Annotated in this window: 21 protein-coding genes; all 21 read right to left on the bottom strand. The window is 32.3% G+C overall.

The window, feature by feature from the left end:
- Window positions 1-150, bottom strand: a 150-nt coding sequence (locus tag QZU90_RS08975; RefSeq protein WP_296856760.1) for an AAA family ATPase, incomplete at its 3' end; no start/stop codon positions are given.
- Window positions 151-240: 90 nt separating this feature from the next.
- A complete protein-coding gene (locus QZU90_RS08970) occupies window positions 241-1497 on the bottom strand; it encodes a peptidase U32 family protein (protein WP_296856756.1) in 1257 nt (418 codons plus the stop codon).
- 98 nt (window positions 1498-1595) lie between these two features.
- Window positions 1596-3038 (bottom strand): amidophosphoribosyltransferase, encoded by a 1443-nt coding sequence (gene purF / locus QZU90_RS08965; RefSeq protein ID WP_295606172.1) that lies wholly within the window; start codon window positions 3036-3038, stop codon window positions 1596-1598.
- Between the two features lie 260 nt (window positions 3039-3298).
- Window positions 3299-4642: a hypothetical protein gene (locus QZU90_RS08960; RefSeq protein ID WP_296856754.1), complete on the bottom strand. Its 1344-nt coding sequence runs from the start codon at window positions 4640-4642 to the stop codon at window positions 3299-3301.
- 74 nt (window positions 4643-4716) lie between these two features.
- Window positions 4717-5691, bottom strand: coding sequence for a UDP-glucose 4-epimerase GalE (galE, locus tag QZU90_RS08955; RefSeq protein ID WP_296856752.1), 975 nt, complete (start codon window positions 5689-5691; stop codon window positions 4717-4719).
- Between the two features lie 295 nt (window positions 5692-5986).
- Window positions 5987-7174 (bottom strand): NAD(P)/FAD-dependent oxidoreductase, encoded by a 1188-nt coding sequence (locus QZU90_RS08950; protein WP_295606158.1) that lies wholly within the window; start codon window positions 7172-7174, stop codon window positions 5987-5989.
- 16 nt (window positions 7175-7190) lie between these two features.
- The gene (locus QZU90_RS08945) at window positions 7191-7358 is read right to left on the bottom strand and encodes a 4Fe-4S binding protein (RefSeq protein WP_292776291.1); all 168 of its coding nucleotides are present in this window, start codon (window positions 7356-7358) and stop codon (window positions 7191-7193) included.
- Between the two features lie 354 nt (window positions 7359-7712).
- Window positions 7713-8318 (bottom strand): acyltransferase, encoded by a 606-nt coding sequence (locus QZU90_RS08940; protein WP_295606154.1) that lies wholly within the window; start codon window positions 8316-8318, stop codon window positions 7713-7715.
- A 124-nt stretch (window positions 8319-8442) separates the two neighbouring features.
- A complete protein-coding gene (locus tag QZU90_RS08935) occupies window positions 8443-8754 on the bottom strand; it encodes a hypothetical protein (RefSeq protein WP_296856749.1) in 312 nt (103 codons plus the stop codon).
- An 84-nt stretch (window positions 8755-8838) separates the two neighbouring features.
- Complete coding sequence (locus QZU90_RS08930) at window positions 8839-9984, bottom strand: 7-cyano-7-deazaguanine synthase (protein ID WP_295606146.1); 1146 nt, start codon at window positions 9982-9984, stop codon at window positions 8839-8841.
- A 120-nt stretch (window positions 9985-10104) separates the two neighbouring features.
- Window positions 10105-11523: an argininosuccinate lyase gene (argH, locus tag QZU90_RS08925; RefSeq protein WP_296856747.1), complete on the bottom strand. Its 1419-nt coding sequence runs from the start codon at window positions 11521-11523 to the stop codon at window positions 10105-10107.
- A 34-nt stretch (window positions 11524-11557) separates the two neighbouring features.
- Complete coding sequence (locus tag QZU90_RS08920) at window positions 11558-11926, bottom strand: HEPN domain-containing protein (protein WP_295606142.1); 369 nt, start codon at window positions 11924-11926, stop codon at window positions 11558-11560.
- The gene (locus QZU90_RS08915) at window positions 11919-12224 is read right to left on the bottom strand and encodes a nucleotidyltransferase domain-containing protein (protein WP_295606139.1); all 306 of its coding nucleotides are present in this window, start codon (window positions 12222-12224) and stop codon (window positions 11919-11921) included. The genes QZU90_RS08920 and QZU90_RS08915 overlap by 8 nt, the downstream gene beginning before the upstream one ends.
- Window positions 12225-12480: 256 nt before the next feature.
- Entirely contained in the window at window positions 12481-12639 is a 159-nt protein-coding gene (locus tag QZU90_RS08910; RefSeq protein ID WP_292777618.1) for a 30S ribosomal protein S27ae, read from the bottom strand.
- Between the two features lie 27 nt (window positions 12640-12666).
- Entirely contained in the window at window positions 12667-12984 is a 318-nt protein-coding gene (locus QZU90_RS08905; RefSeq protein WP_295606135.1) for a 30S ribosomal protein S24e, read from the bottom strand.
- A gap of 56 nt (window positions 12985-13040) precedes the next feature.
- Complete coding sequence (locus QZU90_RS08900) at window positions 13041-13544, bottom strand: GTP-dependent dephospho-CoA kinase family protein (RefSeq protein ID WP_296856744.1); 504 nt, start codon at window positions 13542-13544, stop codon at window positions 13041-13043.
- A gap of 222 nt (window positions 13545-13766) precedes the next feature.
- A complete protein-coding gene (gene spt4 / locus QZU90_RS08895) occupies window positions 13767-13946 on the bottom strand; it encodes a transcription elongation factor subunit Spt4 (RefSeq protein WP_296856742.1) in 180 nt (59 codons plus the stop codon).
- Window positions 13946-14518 (bottom strand): DNA-directed RNA polymerase, encoded by a 573-nt coding sequence (locus tag QZU90_RS08890; RefSeq protein ID WP_296856759.1) that lies wholly within the window; start codon window positions 14516-14518, stop codon window positions 13946-13948. The genes spt4 and QZU90_RS08890 overlap by 1 nt, the downstream gene beginning before the upstream one ends.
- A 190-nt stretch (window positions 14519-14708) precedes the next feature.
- On the bottom strand, window positions 14709-15113 hold the full coding sequence (locus QZU90_RS08885; RefSeq protein ID WP_296856740.1) for a PIN domain-containing protein: 405 nt from the start codon (window positions 15111-15113) through the stop codon (window positions 14709-14711).
- Between the two features lie 60 nt (window positions 15114-15173).
- Window positions 15174-16397, bottom strand: a complete 1224-nt coding sequence (locus QZU90_RS08880; protein ID WP_295606124.1) for a translation initiation factor IF-2 subunit gamma — start codon at window positions 16395-16397, stop codon at window positions 15174-15176.
- Between the two features lie 342 nt (window positions 16398-16739).
- Window positions 16740-17126 (bottom strand): 30S ribosomal protein S6e, encoded by a 387-nt coding sequence (locus tag QZU90_RS08875; RefSeq protein WP_292788680.1) that lies wholly within the window; start codon window positions 17124-17126, stop codon window positions 16740-16742.
- Between the last annotated feature and the right edge of the window lie 94 nt (window positions 17127-17220).

The raw sequence follows: 17220 nt of genomic DNA, 5'->3' as shown, positions 1-17220 counted from the left end.
GAGAGTCCTTGTAGTGTCTGCCTTTGGATCGCATCCAATAACCATGACCTTCTTTCCTGCCCTGCTGTATGCGGCGGCAATATTGGCTACTGTGGTACTTTTTCCAATACCACCTTTTCCATAAATAGCTATTTTCTTCTGTCTTTTCATCTTTACACCAAAAATTAGTTTTAAAATAATCCGTAATTTCAGTAAGTATAATAATTATTCTCTAGGAATCAATTTATTTAAATCATTCATTTATTCTCTAGGGATTAACTTATAAACAAAATCGCTTTCTCTTAATTTCTTATCAATTGCTATTGCTACATTAGAACCTTTTTCTGCTTTTTCAATAGCTTTCCCATCAATTTGCATAGAGTCGATTACATGGGTAATGGAACCTGTAGTTGGCCCTTGAACCATAATCTCATCACCAATAGCCAAATCATCCCATATCTTTAGCTCTGCAACCCTAATCTTATTATAATAATTCACTACCTTTCCAATATCCTTTTTAATGAATTCTGATTGATTGTTTTCACTGATTTCATATGGAACATTGAAGTAAAATCCAGTATCGTAACCTCTATTGAATACCCTCATAAGCTCTTCCATCCATTTAGGATCATATTGATAATTTTCTGGGTCTTCTTGATACAAGTCAATGGCTTCCCTATAAACCTTAACTGCAGTTGCAACATAATCGGGAGATCTTGCCCTTCCTTCAATCTTAAATGAATCGATTCCAGCATCAATGAGTTCTGGAATATGTTCTATCAATGCCATATCCTTTGGAGAGAAGAAATTTGTCCTATATGAATCATCATAGGAATTTGAGATTATGAATGACTCATCATCACAATCTGAAAAATTAATTACATCATCATTTTCATCTTCCTCAAAACTCAGTTTCCATTCCTTTCTGCAAGGCTGGAGACAATCTCCACAATTAGCGCTTCTGCCATACAATCCATAGCTCAAGAAGCATCTACCTGATATTGCCATGCACATTGCACCATGAATGAATACCTCCGTTTCAATGGAGGAATTGCTTTCTTTAAGTTTCTTAACAATCTCACTTATCTCACCTAAAGACAATTCCCTTGATAATATGGCTCTTTTAACACCTAATTTCTCCAGTGTCTTCAATGCATAAAAATTAGTTGTGTTTTCCTGAACGCTCATATGGGCTTCAAGGCCATTTTCAATTGCCAAATCTATTAATGAAATATCTGATAGAATGATTCCATCTGCACCATACTCCTTGATATAGGGTAATTGTTCCTTTAGCATTTCAATGTCTTTGTCTTTCATTATGGTATTTGTGCAGACATATAGCTTCGCCCCATACTCCCTTGTCATTTCACTTGCCTTTTTTATGTCTTCAAGAGAGAAATTACTTGCATTAACCCTCATATTCATATCTTCAAGGCCAATATAAACTGCATCTGCACCGTTTTTAAGTGCACTGGTCAATGATATAAAATTTCCTGCAGGAGCTAACAATTCCACCATAAAAACAACTCATTAATAAATCAAACAAAATTTCATAAAAATTAAATAAAAATAAAAAAATATAAAAATAGAAATTAAAAAAATAAAAAGATGAAATATTATTCATCTTCTTCAGCTGCATCCATTAAAGGTTGATAATAATCGTAGTAAGATTCCGCTTCTAAATCCTCTGGAATCTCAGTAGGATAATCTTCATTGATACAGCCTAAGCATAAATTGTCCCCGTCGATGCCAATAGCTTCGATAAGAGACTCAATGCTGATATAACCTAAAGTTTCTGCACCTAACTGTTTTCTGATATCATCGATTTCCAAATTAGCTGCAATCAATTCCTCTTTAGTAGCAAGAGCAACACCGTAGAAACATGGTGCAATTACAGGAGGACATCCAATCAACATATGGACCTCCTTAGCGCCTGCTGCCTTAAGGATTCTTACTAAGGACTCGGAAGTTGTACCTCTAACGATACTGTCATCGATTACAACAACACTTTTTCCTTCAAGTTCATGTCTTAATGGGTTTAATTTAAGTCTTACAGCAATTTCACGCTCTTCTTGTGTTGGCATAATGAAAGTTCTTCCAACATACCTGTTTTTGATTAAACCTTCACCGTATGGAATGCCTGAAGCCCTTGCATAACCAATAGCTGCAGGGATTGATGAATCCGGAACAGGCAATACCAAATCTGCATCAATAGGGTATTCCTTATACAATGCTTCACCGATTCTAAGTCTTGTATTGTAAACGCTTCTCTCATCTATTACGCTATCAGGACGGGCAAAGTAAACATATTCGAACATGCAATGTGCCTTTTTGGAACCTTTTGCAGATGGCAAGATATAGGAGTTGACCTTATTGTCCTTGAAGTAAATCAATTCACCTGGTTCCAAGTCACGGATAAGCCTTGCATCAATCACATCAAAAGCAACAGTTTCAGATGCAACTACAAAATGGTCATCTGTTTCGCCTAAGACTAAAGGTTTCATAGCCATAGGATCTCTTAAAACATACAATTCATCATTGATTAGAATAACCAAGGAATATGAACCTATTAATTTTTGAGAAACTGTATCGATTACCTTAAGGAAATCCTTTTCAGTCTTAGCCTCTTCCTTAATCAAGTAACAAACAACTTCAGAATCAGTGTCAGATTTGAATTCATAACCTTTCTTAATCAATTCCTCTCTTAAGGAACCTGAATTTACAATATCACCGTTATGAGCCATAGCGATGAATCCATCATCCAATTCAGTGAAGAATGGCTGTGAATTTTCTATTTTTGATTGTCCAGTTGTGGAGTACCTTACATGTCCAATTCCTACATTTCCAGCTAAGCTTTTGATTAAAGCATTGTTGAAAACATCAGTTACCAGACCCATTCCACAATAAAAATTCAAACCATAATTGATGTTATGAGTAGCTATACCTGCAGATTCCTGTCCTCTATGCTGTAAAGCATATAAACCGTAATAAATCAAGTGAGAAACATCCTTAAGATTGTCCTTAGAATGTATTCCTACAATACCACACTTATCTTTCAATATTTAATCTCCTTACCCTATTAAGACATAAAATTTATAATAATTTTAAATCATGAATATAATATTTTTACTATAATTGAACTTAAAAAAATATTATATAATTATTTATAAATTTTCTAATATTTATAATAAATCTTTTTGAAAAAAATTTAGTAAAAAATAGATGGGAAAAAATTTGAAATCTTTTAAAAATAATTAAAAAAATTAGATAAAAAAATAGTAAAAATAGTGAAAAAAAGAAAATTAAAATAAGTGATTATCTATCCCCAAAGGTTTGAAAAAGCATTGTAGATTTCTTCTTCATCATCATCTACATTATCTTCATCATCATAATCATAATCTTCTTCACTGTTGTTATAACTTGGATTTTCACTTGAGTCATCCTCTTCATCCTCAATTGCTTTAAGAGACTTGAGATTGAAAACATTTATGTCTTCCTTTTTGGACTCATCAATGAAAGCATTGCTAAACAAATCATCATCAATGATGGAATCAGTAGAATCATTTTCTATATTGGAATTTCCTTCAAATCTTTCATTATAGATAAATCCATCATCTTTTGGAGTATTGAAAATGTCATTCTCTTCTAATGTCTCAAATCCAGATGTGGAAAATGAAGAGCTTGAAGAGAACTCATCAATGTCATCAAACTTGAAATTGCTTTTGAAATTATTGTAATCCAAATCCTGCTTATTTGTATCAGCCAAGATAAATGCAGTCTTAATGATCTTCAACCAATCCAATGCATCTTCCTTAGACTTCGCACAAATGGCTCCTTGACCGATCATAAGGTTTTTAGGACGGAAATTGTCTGTGCTGATTAAAATAAACTTATAAACATCCTGAGACAAGTATTCTCCAAAAAGATCATACCACAATTCATTTAATGAATAGACTTCCAATGAGTTCTTGCTATGGATTCCCTCAAATCTTGATTTTAAATCTGAGAAGTCTGACTTGATTTGATCCAATTGCCTTTGAAGTATTTTTACTTCCTCCAATGCCTTTTCATTTTTCTCTCTCAATGATTTGGATTCTTTAACTAAAAGGTCATTTTCTCTAGTTATCTTATCATATTTCAATGATTCCTCTTCGAAATCTTTTTTAAGTTCAGAATACTTTCTTTTTGAATCATTGATTGAAGATAGATTGGAAATGCTGTATAATCCTCCACGAATAATTGAATTTGCTATTTCATCCTCCATGAGATTATCATCATAATCATCATAATCATAGCCATTCAATTCATCAAGTGAAGGAAGTTTCAAGTATTCAATGTAATTAAACTCATTCTTCAATGATTTCTTGAAGTTTTGATATAATCTATGGCTTTCTGCATTGTTTTCAGATGCGATTAAAATCAAATCTGCACCAATTACAGTATTTTTAGCTATTCCGATGTCTTTTGTAGGAATAATAGAGGAGATATTCACATTAAAATTGGATAAGTCAAAATTGCTTACAGCCTTGGAAAGGAATTCCAAATAATCCAAATTGGTTAGGATTATCCTAACATCAACCAATTCTTCTGCATTTAATTCATTTGAGTAATTATCTTCAAAATCGTTAAATCCATAATTATTTTCTTCAAAGTCATTATCCATTTTAACACTCCACCATAAAGAAATCACCCTTAAACATAAATTTCTTAGCCTTTAAGAAAAAAAACTATCATATTTTAACTATGAATCTTTTTATGCCAATTCCAAGCAGATTCGACAATGTCTTCCAATTCAGTAATTTGCGGTTTCCATCCTAAAATCTCTTCTGCCTTTTTGGAATCAGCTATTAAAATATCCGGATCACCTGGACGTCTTCCTTCAATCTTTACATCAAAGTCTATTCCAGTGACCTTTTTGCAAGTGTCAACAACTTCACGCACTGAAAATCCATTACCATTTCCCAAATTGAAAATATTGCTGTCATGGAATGGGTCCTCTAAATACTGCAATGCTTTCAAATGAGCATCAGCCAAGTCATTTACATGAATATAATCCCTAATGCAAGTACCATCAGGAGTACTGTAATCATCCCCGAAAATGGAAATGCTGTTCCTTCTTCCAAGAGCAGCATCCAATACCAAAGGAATTAGATGGGATTCAGGATCATGGTCTTCACCAATTTCACAATCCAAGTCTGCACCTGCTGCATTGAAATATCTTAATGACACATATTTCAAGCCACCAAAATCAGATTCATCCTTCAACAGGTTTTCAACCATTAGTTTTGATTCCCCATAAGGGTTGATTGGCTTCAACTCACTATCTTCACTGATAGGAATTGATTTTGGAATACCATACAATGCGGCTGTTGATGAGAAGATAAATTTTCTTACTCTGAATTCCTTCATTACTTTAAGCAAATTCAAGGTGTTTTCATAATTGTTCTTGAAATACTTTTCAGGTTCCTCAACAGATTCCGCTACAGATGAAAATGCTGCAAAGTGCATTACTGCTTCAATATCATGGTTTTGAAAAATTTCTCTTAATTTATCACTATCACTTAAATCCGCATTAACTAATTCCCCCCATTTTACTGCAGATTTATGACCTTTGGACAAATTATCCAATATGACTGTTTCATAACCTGAGTTATTAAGTAATTTATTAATATGAGAACCTATATATCCTGCTCCACCAGTAACTAAAATCATATTATCACGAATAACCTATTATTGAATTAATAAAATATTTTCCATTTCTTAATTTAAAAAATATTTGATAAATATTCTATGTTTAAAATTTATATTAATATTTACTATATTTTAAGCAATATATAACTTTTTACATTAATTTAATTAAAATAAAGGAAAATTATTAGAAAAAGAGTAAAATAAGATTATTAAAATTATTAAAAAAAAATAAAAAAGAAAAAATAGTCAAATTCTTCCCAAAAATTGGAAAGAATTTTGGTCCAGGTTTTCAGGCCAAAGGCCTAGAAAAGCTGGTCTATAAGAATAATTTACGTAATTTTAATGCTGCACTTGGTTGAACTTTAATTAAAGCCTTTACAAGTTCAGTGGTTCCAAGAGTTTCAAATTCAATGTCTTGGAAAGCTTTTGCAATGCTGTTTAAGTCATCATCATTTAAAGACCATAAGTAATCACAAGCTTTGGTGTATTTGTCCATATCGTGACCCATAGCTTCATCAACCAAATCAGCATATTTTTTAAGGAATTCTTTGGAGCAGTCTCCTGCAGCAATAGCTTCAGCAGCGGTTTGTCCTGCTAATTTACCACCAGTAATACCGCTGGTGATTCCTCCACCGGTTAATGGGTTAACTTGACTTGCGGCATCTCCACAAAGCATAATGTTGTCATTGTACATTTCCTTTACAAGACCACCAACAGGATCCCCACCTACATTCAATTCAACAGGTTGAGCATCCTTAAGTGCGTAACAGTTGTTTACAGCATCAACTAAGTATTCATAAGCGGATTTTTCAGCCATTTCAGGAATGATAGCAAGTCCTGCATTTACGATATCGTCACCTTTAGGGAATAACCAGAAGTAACCACCAGGTGCTACGCTACCGAAGTAGAACTCAAGAACATCGTTTCTTTCCATTTTAGCATTACACATTTCAAACTGTACACCAGCTTCCATGTGTTTAGGTTTGGTGATAGCCTTTAATCCAGCCCATTTAGCTACGTGGGATTCAGGACCATCTGCACCGATAAGGATTTTAGCGTTAATGTCGTAAACTTCACCCATGCATTCACAAGTTACAGTGTAGGATCCATCTTCCTCTTTCTTAAGACCTTTTGCTTGGGTTTTGATTCTGATTTCTGCCCCTGCTCTACCAGCTTCCATAGCCAAATGCTTATCGAAAACTTTTCTTTCCAAGATGTAACCCGCTTCAGGCAATTCAACTACATCGTTAGTTAACCAAACATCAGTTCCATCTGGAGCGATTAATCTGATACCTTCGATTTCTTGGGTAATCCAATGAGGGTCAGCTTCAAGCTCTAAGATTTCAAAGGTTCTTTTGGAAACACCTTCTGCACATCTTTTAGGAGCACCGATTTCAGATTTCTTATCCATGAGAATTACTTTTGCCCCACCTTTTGCAGCAAATCTTGCTGCAGTGGAACCAGCAGGTCCAGCACCAATAACTAATACATCAGTTTTAATCATAATAATCAATCCTCGCTTATTCCTCTTCCATTTCTAATGCTGCTAAAGGACAAGCATCAACACAAATTCCACAGTTATTACAGTTATCATCAAAAACTAAAGCAGTTTCCTTTACTTCTATGCAGTTTCTTACACAGACACCTGCGCAACAACCGCAGTAAGAACACCAATCTTTTACAATCATAATTAAGTCTCCCTAATAGTTTCATTAAATTTTAATTATTTTTAATATAATTAGTATAAAATCATCAATTTATTTTAAAATATTTTAAAAGCTAAAAAACAATAAATAAATAGTTTTAGAATATTTTAGAATAAATAGTCTTAATATATAACATAAAAATATATATTTTTTATTATATATAATCTTTAGGTTAAAAAAGGAGAAATAATGAATAAATAAGGAAAAATAGAATTAAAAATTAATAAAAGTAGAAAATAAACTATAAAAAGTTAATAAAATTAATAAATAAAATGCGTAAAAAGAATTAAAAAATCGACATTAAAATAATAAAAGAAAAAAAGAAAAATTCCAAAACTAAATCATGTTTGGAACTCTAAGTGAAGTAGGCAATGGCTTGATCTTAGCAGGGGTACCAATAGCCAAGTAATAAGGAGGCACACTACGGGTAACAACTGCACCAGCAGCTACAATAGCTCCTTCACCAACTTCAATATTGGATAGGAATGTAGTGTTTCCACCAACGGAACATCCTTTTCTAAGTTGAGGTCCTTTCAAATCATATTCAACTCTGACAGGATATCTGTCATTGGTAAAGCAGGCACAAGGTCCAATGAATACATTGTCCTCAATGATACTGTTTCTAGGAATGTATACATTTGATTGAATGCTTACATTGTTACCGATTTCACATCCACCTTCAATTACAGTGTTTGTACCTATCAATACATCATTACCAATAGTAGTATGATCTCTTACAACAACATTATGTCCAGTTTTAAAATCATCTCCAATGATTACATCATTATAGATTACAGTGTTAGACCTTAACAAGATGTTTTTACCTAAAACAGGGTCTTTACTAAATCTTTTATAATTAACTCCTAATTTGATTCCTTCCCTAATTAGTCTAGGGTCTTTAGAGTCATTATTGTTTCCACGTAAATTTAAAAAACTAGGCATAATATCACCTCATTAAAAAGTTCAATGAACTTAAAATTTTTACAATGTTAATATATTCAAATAATAGTATGTTTAATAAAGTATAAAAAATTAATGATTTAAATTGAATTATTTTTAATATGAATTATAAATCCAATTCTCTCAATTTTTTATCCATTTCCTCTTCACTAAGCTCATCTTCCTCTTCAAGTTCCATTTCATCATCCAAGACTTCATCTTCACCAGAAGCAATCTGTTGAGCTCTCATATTTTCCTCTTCAAGATATTTTTCCTTATTCTCTTCCCAGTCCGCCTTGATTTCTGCAATCAAGTCATCATCAGCTTCAATGGCAGGTCCAGTATAAGAACAATCCTTACATTCCCATTTTGACCAAACCTGTGGAATGATCCAATCTATATTGCTTGAACCGCAACGTGGACAAATAGTTCTTTTCACATTATCACCTTAATAAAATTAAAAATTTTAGAATTATAGAAATTAATAAAAATATAAAATTCAAAATAAAATTTAGCTTAAATTTTAGTCAGTATTATAAAAACTCCATATCAAGTCCAATGCCTCACCTGGTTCAAGTACACCTGATCTGGTTTCCCTTAAAATTCTTTGAATTGAGTACCTTTTCATGTGCGGAAACTTCTTATGAACTTCATACAGCAAAGGACATCCAAATCCTTTAAACTTAATTAAATTATAATGACTGGTTAATGATTTGTTCTCTAATTTTGATACGGATAATGAAGCAGGTAAGTTGAGTCTAATAACTTTATGATTATTGACTTCATTATCTACATCACTTGATTCATTTTCACTGTTTTCATTAATTTTTACTTCATTTTCATCAAAATTACAAATTTGTTCGGTTATGCACTGACTTCCAGTTGCCAACATATCTCCGAAAATCACAATAGGAATATCATTCTCTAAAGCATATTTGTATAAAGTGTCTTCAATGATTTTTGAACATCTGCCACAAGGGTGGAATCTTCCTGTAAAAGACTCCTCAATCAAATCTGCATAATCGACTTGAATGTATTCATGAGGAACATCCAATTCACTTACCAACTTGTCAATGTTATGCTTGAATTGCTTTGGAAGAACAATTGTTCCAGGATCAACTGTAATGGCTATTGGATTGAATCCCAATTTCTTAGCCAATATTAATGAAAAGCTGCTGTCAGTACCACCAGACAATGCTACAATAGCTGTTGGTTGTTCAGATTCAAAATAACCATATGGCCCTTCATCCAAATCCTTGAAATACTTGTAGAAATTAAATGAATAAAGATTATCCAATTTTATCTTTAGAATGTCAATTAGATTGTTCAATGCTATAAATGAACCGTAATCCAAATTTTCCTTGTTTTCATTTACAAATGAATTTAGCTTATTCAATGAAAGGTTCATTCTATACTCCTTTTGAAGGAAATCAGAATAGCTTTCAACATGAATGCTAGCTATTTCAAGCTCTTCTCTGAGTCTTCCAACAACCCACCCTCCTTTTCCGATAATAGCGGATTTGTCGGGACGGTCATTGGTAATAATCCACATTTCATTAGTGTCCTTGTCATATAGAACTTCCTTAATGTCTATATTGACTTCCTCATGACCTATTTCCTTTCTAATCCTATTGATGTGATTTAGAAGAGCATTTACATCATATACCATATTTCCACCGTTTAGAAACAATAATATTTAAAATCTTAGCAATCCATCAGCATGAAAGATAATGTTTTAACAATAGTTATAAAATGATTGAAAAAATAAAATAATTGAAATGAAAAACAATCAGATTCCTTGCTTTTCAAATTCATTATCTAAAAATATGTTCATATTGTCAATAGCCAATTGTACCATTTCAGGGGAAGGTCCACCAGGAACATTTCTTATCTTAACGTTTTCAATTGGATTCAATGCATTGTGAATCAATTCATCATCAAGACCTAATTTTTCAAATCCAAGTTCTTCTGCAACATTATCCACATATGCACCATCGATTTCACTTGGATTCACTCCTTCAGCAACTGCCTCATTAACAATTCTTCCTACAATCTGATGTGCTGTTCTGAATGGTATCTTTCTTTCCCTTACCATAATGTCTGCCAAATCGGTAGCGGTAGCGAAGTTAGCTCCTGCCAATTCAAGGCATCTTTCTGTATTGAAAGTTACAGTCAAGAGCATATGGTTGACTATCTTTAAGGTGTCATAAGCCACATCACAAGCACTCCATAAGTGAGGAGTGATTTCCTGCAAATCCCTGTTGTAAGTGTATGGAATAGCTTTCAATATTGTAAGGATAGTTACAAGTTCACCGTTTACAATAGCGCATTTTGATCTTGCAACTTCTGCAACATCAGGGTTTTTCTTCTGTGGCATGATTGAAGATGTGGATGAGTATTCATCAGCCATTGAAACGATTCCAAACTCGTAAGTGCTCCAAAGAACCAATTCTTCACAGATTTTGGATAATGTAGTGCAAAGAGCGCTTAAGTCAAATACGGTCTCTGCAATGTGGTCTCTTGATGAAACGCCATCCATGGAGTTTTCAAGATAATCATCAAATCCTAATAATTGAGTTGTCAATTCCCTATCAATTGGAAAACTTGTAGTTGCCATAGCAGCAGAACCTAATGGGTTTAGATTGACTCTCTTATAAGTATCATCCAATCTTTGGTAATCCCTTTTTAGGGCTTGTGCATGTGCCATCAAGTGATGAGCCAATGTAACTGGTTGCGCATGCTGCAAGTGAGTGTATCCGATCATGACGGTTTCCTTATGCTCCTTTGCAAGCTCAAGGATACCTTCAATGAATTCAAGGATTCCAATTTGAATTTCAGTTATTCTGTCTCTTAAAAGAAGTCTTATGTCTGTTGCAACTTGGTCATTTCTTGACTTTGCAGTATGCATGAATCCTGCTTCAGGACCTACAAGCTTTGTTACATAGTTTTCTACAGCCATATGAACGTCTTCAACAGAATGGTCAAATTCAAGGGCATCAAAGCCTTCATCACTAAGCTTATCCAATGCTTCAAGGATCTTATCTGCTATTTCTTCATCAATAATCCCTTGTGCCTTAAGCATTGAAGTGTGAGCGTAATTGCATTGAATGTCTGCATCAAAGATAAATCTGTCAAATTCCAATGAAGAGGTGTATACTGCAGCTTCATCGGTCATTTCCTTTTCAAGTCTTCCAGTTCTAATTTTCACTCGTATCAACTCATTAAACAATAAATAAAAATAATCATAAGAATTTTTTAGCTTCATTTATAAACTCTTCAGCAAGCCATATATTCTCTTTTGCAGTGTCTAAATCAAAATCATCATAATTTGCATAACTTGCATCTTCTCTAATTGTTCTCGCCCTAGAGAATCTGGATGCCAACTCCCTATCAAATCCTTCATCGAGAACATACTTTTCACCGATTAATGTGATTACCCCATCATGTGTTTTAGGAGTTAAACCTTTCTTTAAAAGTAAAGCTCTTGCAATAGAGAACATTGCATAATAGGATAAGGTTACGGAATTTCTATATTTGCCTGCTTCCAAAAGAAGCTTGCTTGATTCCAAATCATCAATTGCAATTTCAATACAAGATTCTATTTCATCCAAGGACAATCCCCTCTTCTTCAATGTTTTTTAATAAGGAAAAATCTTGGATTTTATTTAATTTCTCTTCTGAAAAGACATGGACAGATATGAATTCCTTTTTATCAATAACAACATTGAAAACCTCTTCTCTTATTTTAGGTTCAATCAATTTAGCATAATTTGATACAACTAAAATATCAATATCTGAGTCTTCTGTATCTTCTTCTCTAGCTACAGAACCAAATAAAATTATTTTAGATATATACTCATTATTTATAGCCTTTGCAAAATCACGAGCAATTGCTAAACGGTTATTCATAATTATCACCTTATTATTAATAGTGTATATACATTTTATAAATAATAAATGTTTGTAGCGAAATCTAAAAAATAGACTAAAATAAAAATGTGAAAACAGCAAGTAAAAATATCTAAAAAATAGACTAAAATAATTAAAAATGTAAAAACAGCTAAGTAAAAATATCTAAAAAATAGACTAAAATAATTAAAAATGTAAAAATAGCTTAGTAAAAAAATAATTAAAAAAAAGTAAAAAAGTAAAGTAAAGAATAAATCTATTCTTTAGCTTTCATTTCAGTGTATCCGCATTTACCGCAAGCGAATCTGTCACCGTGGTCAGCCATGAAGACACCTTCACCACAACGAGGACAGAATGGGTTTTTCCTTACGATTTTGTCTCCTTCTACAGTGTATAAATCTTTTTTATCAGGCATAATAATATCCTCCTAAACATTAATCATTTATTCTTCCGCTTCATCTTCTTCTTCAGCAGGAGCTTCTGGTTCTTTGTTCTTTTCAATGATGCTTGGTTTTTCTACATCAATTAAAGATGATTCTCTACCATACACTTTAGCGTAACCAGTTGCTTTAGGTTCACCGTATCCTGGTTGAATGTTGTCTACAACGATTAATTCTTTTTTAGTGTCAAGCATTGCAACTAATTTGCTTTTGACATCTAAAAGCTTAGGAGTTGGTTCTCCTACGTATGAAACATAAAATTTAACTTCAGTTCTATCAAATAAAACGTTTTCTTTCTTTTCAAAAATTTCGATTTCCATTATAAAAACCTCTCATTTTAGGGTTTGAATTTAATTAATTATAAAATACAATTAAACTAAGCCATTTCCTTAAAGTAAGTCATAAGCTTAGCAGCTTTGTCTTTTCCATCAGAAACATTTACAAAGACCAATCCCTCATTAGGTTGTCCATATAAGATAACAGCATCTTCAGGTGCAACCAATAAGCATGGAAGAACAGCAAGATCCTCTTCCCCTTTAACTACAATAATGCGATTTTCGCTATCTTTCAAAGTTAAAGAAATGGCTTCCTCTATGGTTTCCCATAGATTTTCAGTGATTGTACCAGCAGGATTGTCTGCCTCTAAAATGTTTTCTGTACGAATAATATCATGATTATGATCTTTACGTTGAATACGATTGTCTATGATTCCCAAATCAGGAATCAAATCATTATCAACAAGATTTTTAGTGGTTTGATCACCAACAGAGATTAAGAAATTAGCTTCTTTAATCATAGGAATTGCATCTTCAAACTCAGGATACAATTTACCTAATGGCTTTTTGAATTCATCTATTAAATTCTCATCTAACTTAAACAAGTTTTAACCTCTATCAATAAATCTCCAATAATAATATTTTAATTAAATATTCGAGCAAAAAATATATAGTAAAATAATTATTATACTTTAATATTTATCTAATTTAAGATATATAAAGTTTAGCATAAAAAATGCCTTAAAAATAGAAAAAATTGATTTTAAAAATAGAAATGATAAATAAAAACTAAAAACAAGAAAAAATAAAAAAAAGAGTTAAGAAAATTATCTTACTCTTAAAGCGTATTCACCAGCTTTTGTAATTCCTAATTCACGAGCAACTTCAGACTCTTCAGGATCAGTTATGATTAAAAGTCCGCTCCAATTAGATGAAGTAGGGTTTTTACATTCTGGACATTGTTGCTTTTCAGTTAATAAATTACAATGTGTACAAGCGTATACCATTATTCTTCCACCTTAGCATTAGCTTTTTCAAGTGCTTTGTTCTTTTCAGCTTGAATCCATTCGAATTTACCTAAGTTAGGTTGTCTCATGGTAAGACCAATCTTAGATTCCTTAATGGATTTTCCTTTAAGACTTAAAGTAACTATTCTTGCTCTGATTCTATCTCCTTCAGTTAAGACCTTTTTGGATTCGTTACCTAAAAGAGATGCGTTTTTAGGATCATAGTTAATATAATCATCAGTTACTTGAGAAACGTGAACAAGACCTTCCATAGGACCGATTCTTACGAATGCACCGAATTCGGTAATGTCTGTCACTTCACCTTCAACAATTTCCTGTTGTTCAGGTTTGAAGAATATTGCATTGAATACAACATTATGGTAAGCAGCACCATCACCCATAATGAGCACTCCTTCACCAATTTCCTCAATGCTGACAGCACCGACCATTAAACCTAAATTCTTATCGAGCTGTCCGACGTATTCCTCATTTAAAGTTTCAATAGCTACATCTTCAAGAGGTTCATCAAATCTGTAAGGTGGAATTCTTACAGTTCCCTCAATAGTTGTCATGTAATACAAAATAATCCCTCGTTTTAAGTGAAATTTAAATTTTAAATAAATTTGTAATAAAGCTAATTTTTATAAATTTTAAATTTATAAATCAATGAATTAATAAATTTTTTAAGTAAATTATGAATATCAATTAAAAATATAATAATGAAACTATTTAAAGTTACTTATAATGCCAATAAGTTAACCGTTAAATCAGATAACCTTCAACTGCCAGATATTTCCTTTGCCTAAGAATAACCAATGCAATTCCTTTTTTCTTTGCTTTCTTTCTTAGATTTGCATCGTTTGTCGCCAATACATTGGACACTCTAATCAATGCATCATCTACAGATTCACCATCATTTAAAGGAATGTCTCTAATTTCAATTTCGCCGGATTGCGCAATTTTCAAGCCTAATCCCGCAGCTAATCTAACCTTTCCTTTGCTATTCTTTTTAAGGCCTTTAAGCTCATTAATAACAAATTTTGTAGTGACCAATTGATAATTAGGCAAAATTCTTTTAAATTCCTCTAGAATATCTACATTGAATTGAAAAGGAATCATAAAAAAGTTAGTATCAATAAATACTTCTCTTTTATCTCCAGATTCCATGTTATCACTGACTAAATTTTAAAATAAATCCAATAATTAAAAACGATTTTTTAAAATCAATTATTGAATTATACCAAATCCAATTAACCTCCAACGTGCACCTACTCTACGGGATAAAGCTACTCTATCACCTTTGTCAGCACATACAGGCAATTTCAATGCAACGCTAACGTTTTTCTTAACTTTAGTAACTACACCAATAGTGGTGGTTGTACCACAGTTAATCATTAAAGGTTCCTTGATTTTAATTGGATCCACTTTTCTTTCATCTTTAGTTCCTACAACACGTTCCAATAGCTCAGTTTTCATGTCAAAGCTATGCAATACTTCAGGCAAAGTACCTTCAGCACCAGCAACGGAACCAGATAATGAATCTGCTTTAGTTAATGCAGGGTCTAATTTAGTAGCTACTCCAATAAGTCCTCCAGGACCTACTTCTTCTACAGATTCTCCACCGGCTTCCAATCCAATGATTTCAGAAGTCAAGCTGATCCATTTGTTCTGTTTACTTTCCTTGACATTAATTCCAGGTCTAATTTCAATAATGTCCCCTAATTTAAGAGTACCTTGAACTAAACTTCCACCGATTACTCCACCTTTAATCTTTTTAGGATGAGAACCAGGCTTGTTAATATCAAATGATCTAGCTACATGCATTCTAGCAGGTTTATCTAATTCTTTTTCCGGTGTAATTATCACATCATTGATAGCTTTAATGAGAATATCGATATTAGCTCCTTGTTGAGCAGATACTGGAATGATTGGTGCATCTTCTGCACAAGTGCCTTTTACAAATTCCTTAATTTCATTGTAACTCTCAATAGCTCTTTCTCTAGGAACAATATCCACCTTATTTTGAACTACCACTACATCCTTAACACCAATAACATCAAGTGCCATCAAGTGTTCCTTGGTTTGTGGCTGTGGACATTCCTCGTTAGCTGCAATTACCAATACAGCACCATCCATAATTGCTGCACCAGATAACATGGTAGCCATTAAGGTTTCGTGTCCTGGAGCATCTACAAATGATACTTTTCTAATTACTTCAGTTTCACTTCCACAATGTTCACAAACATCTTTAGTAGTGTAACATAAAGGCTCTTCACAATTAGGACATTTTCTAAATTCAATATCAGCATATCCTAAACGGATTGAAATACCTCTTTTTGTTTCTTCACTGTGAGTATCTGTCCATACACCAGATAATGCTTTAGTAAGTGTTGTCTTTCCGTGATCGACATGGCCCACAAGTCCTATGTTTACATCAGATTGAACTTTCACAGATTACACCTTTAATTTTTTTAAATAAATAATTTGAATTAAATAATAAACATAAATGAATATTAGATAATAATGATAATTAATAATAAATTCAACAATGAAATTTATATTAATATTGAATTACACTTATGAATAATGTTGTTTTTTTAAGTTAAAATCATATTTATAATTCAATTTTAATATAAACATGATTTAATGCTTTTTAATAATAAAATATAATAAAAATTTAATTTTAATAATTTCAAATAAAATTATTTTAATTTTAGATTCAATGAAAATTGAAAAATAATAATGAAATGAGAATTTCATTATAAATTTCATTTATCATTTTTTTTTATCTGATTATTCTTCTGCTTCCTCTTCTTCAGGATTTAAGATATCAGATATGGATTTGCTACCTGCTTTGGTAACAATAGTGTTAATTAAAACAATATCTTCAGAGATAGTGTTTCCTCTTACGGTTTTTCTTCTTTTAACACCATCGCCTTTAGGTTTGTAGCCTACTCCACCGGTTAAAAGACTTTTGATTCTTCTAGGACCATCAACGTCTTTTTTCATAGCGAAACCGTTTTTGTCGCTACCACCAGTGATTTTTAAAGTGTAGCCATCTAAACCAACGATTTGACCATCGAATTCTTCTCCGATTTTTAAACCGTTTAATTGTTTTCCATCATCAACTTCTAATTGATAACTTAATTCTTTTTCAGATACAACAATTTTAAATGCCAATAAAATTCCTCCTTTTATTTTTCGGAATTTAATCTTTCCTAATCTCTAGTATTTATTCTATAATCTTAAATATATGTGAAATCATCATCAAATT

Source organism: uncultured Methanobrevibacter sp., assembly GCF_902784195.1.
GTDB lineage: Archaea > Methanobacteriota > Methanobacteria > Methanobacteriales > Methanobacteriaceae > Methanobrevibacter.
This window is presented reverse-complemented; position numbering and strand designations above follow the sequence as displayed.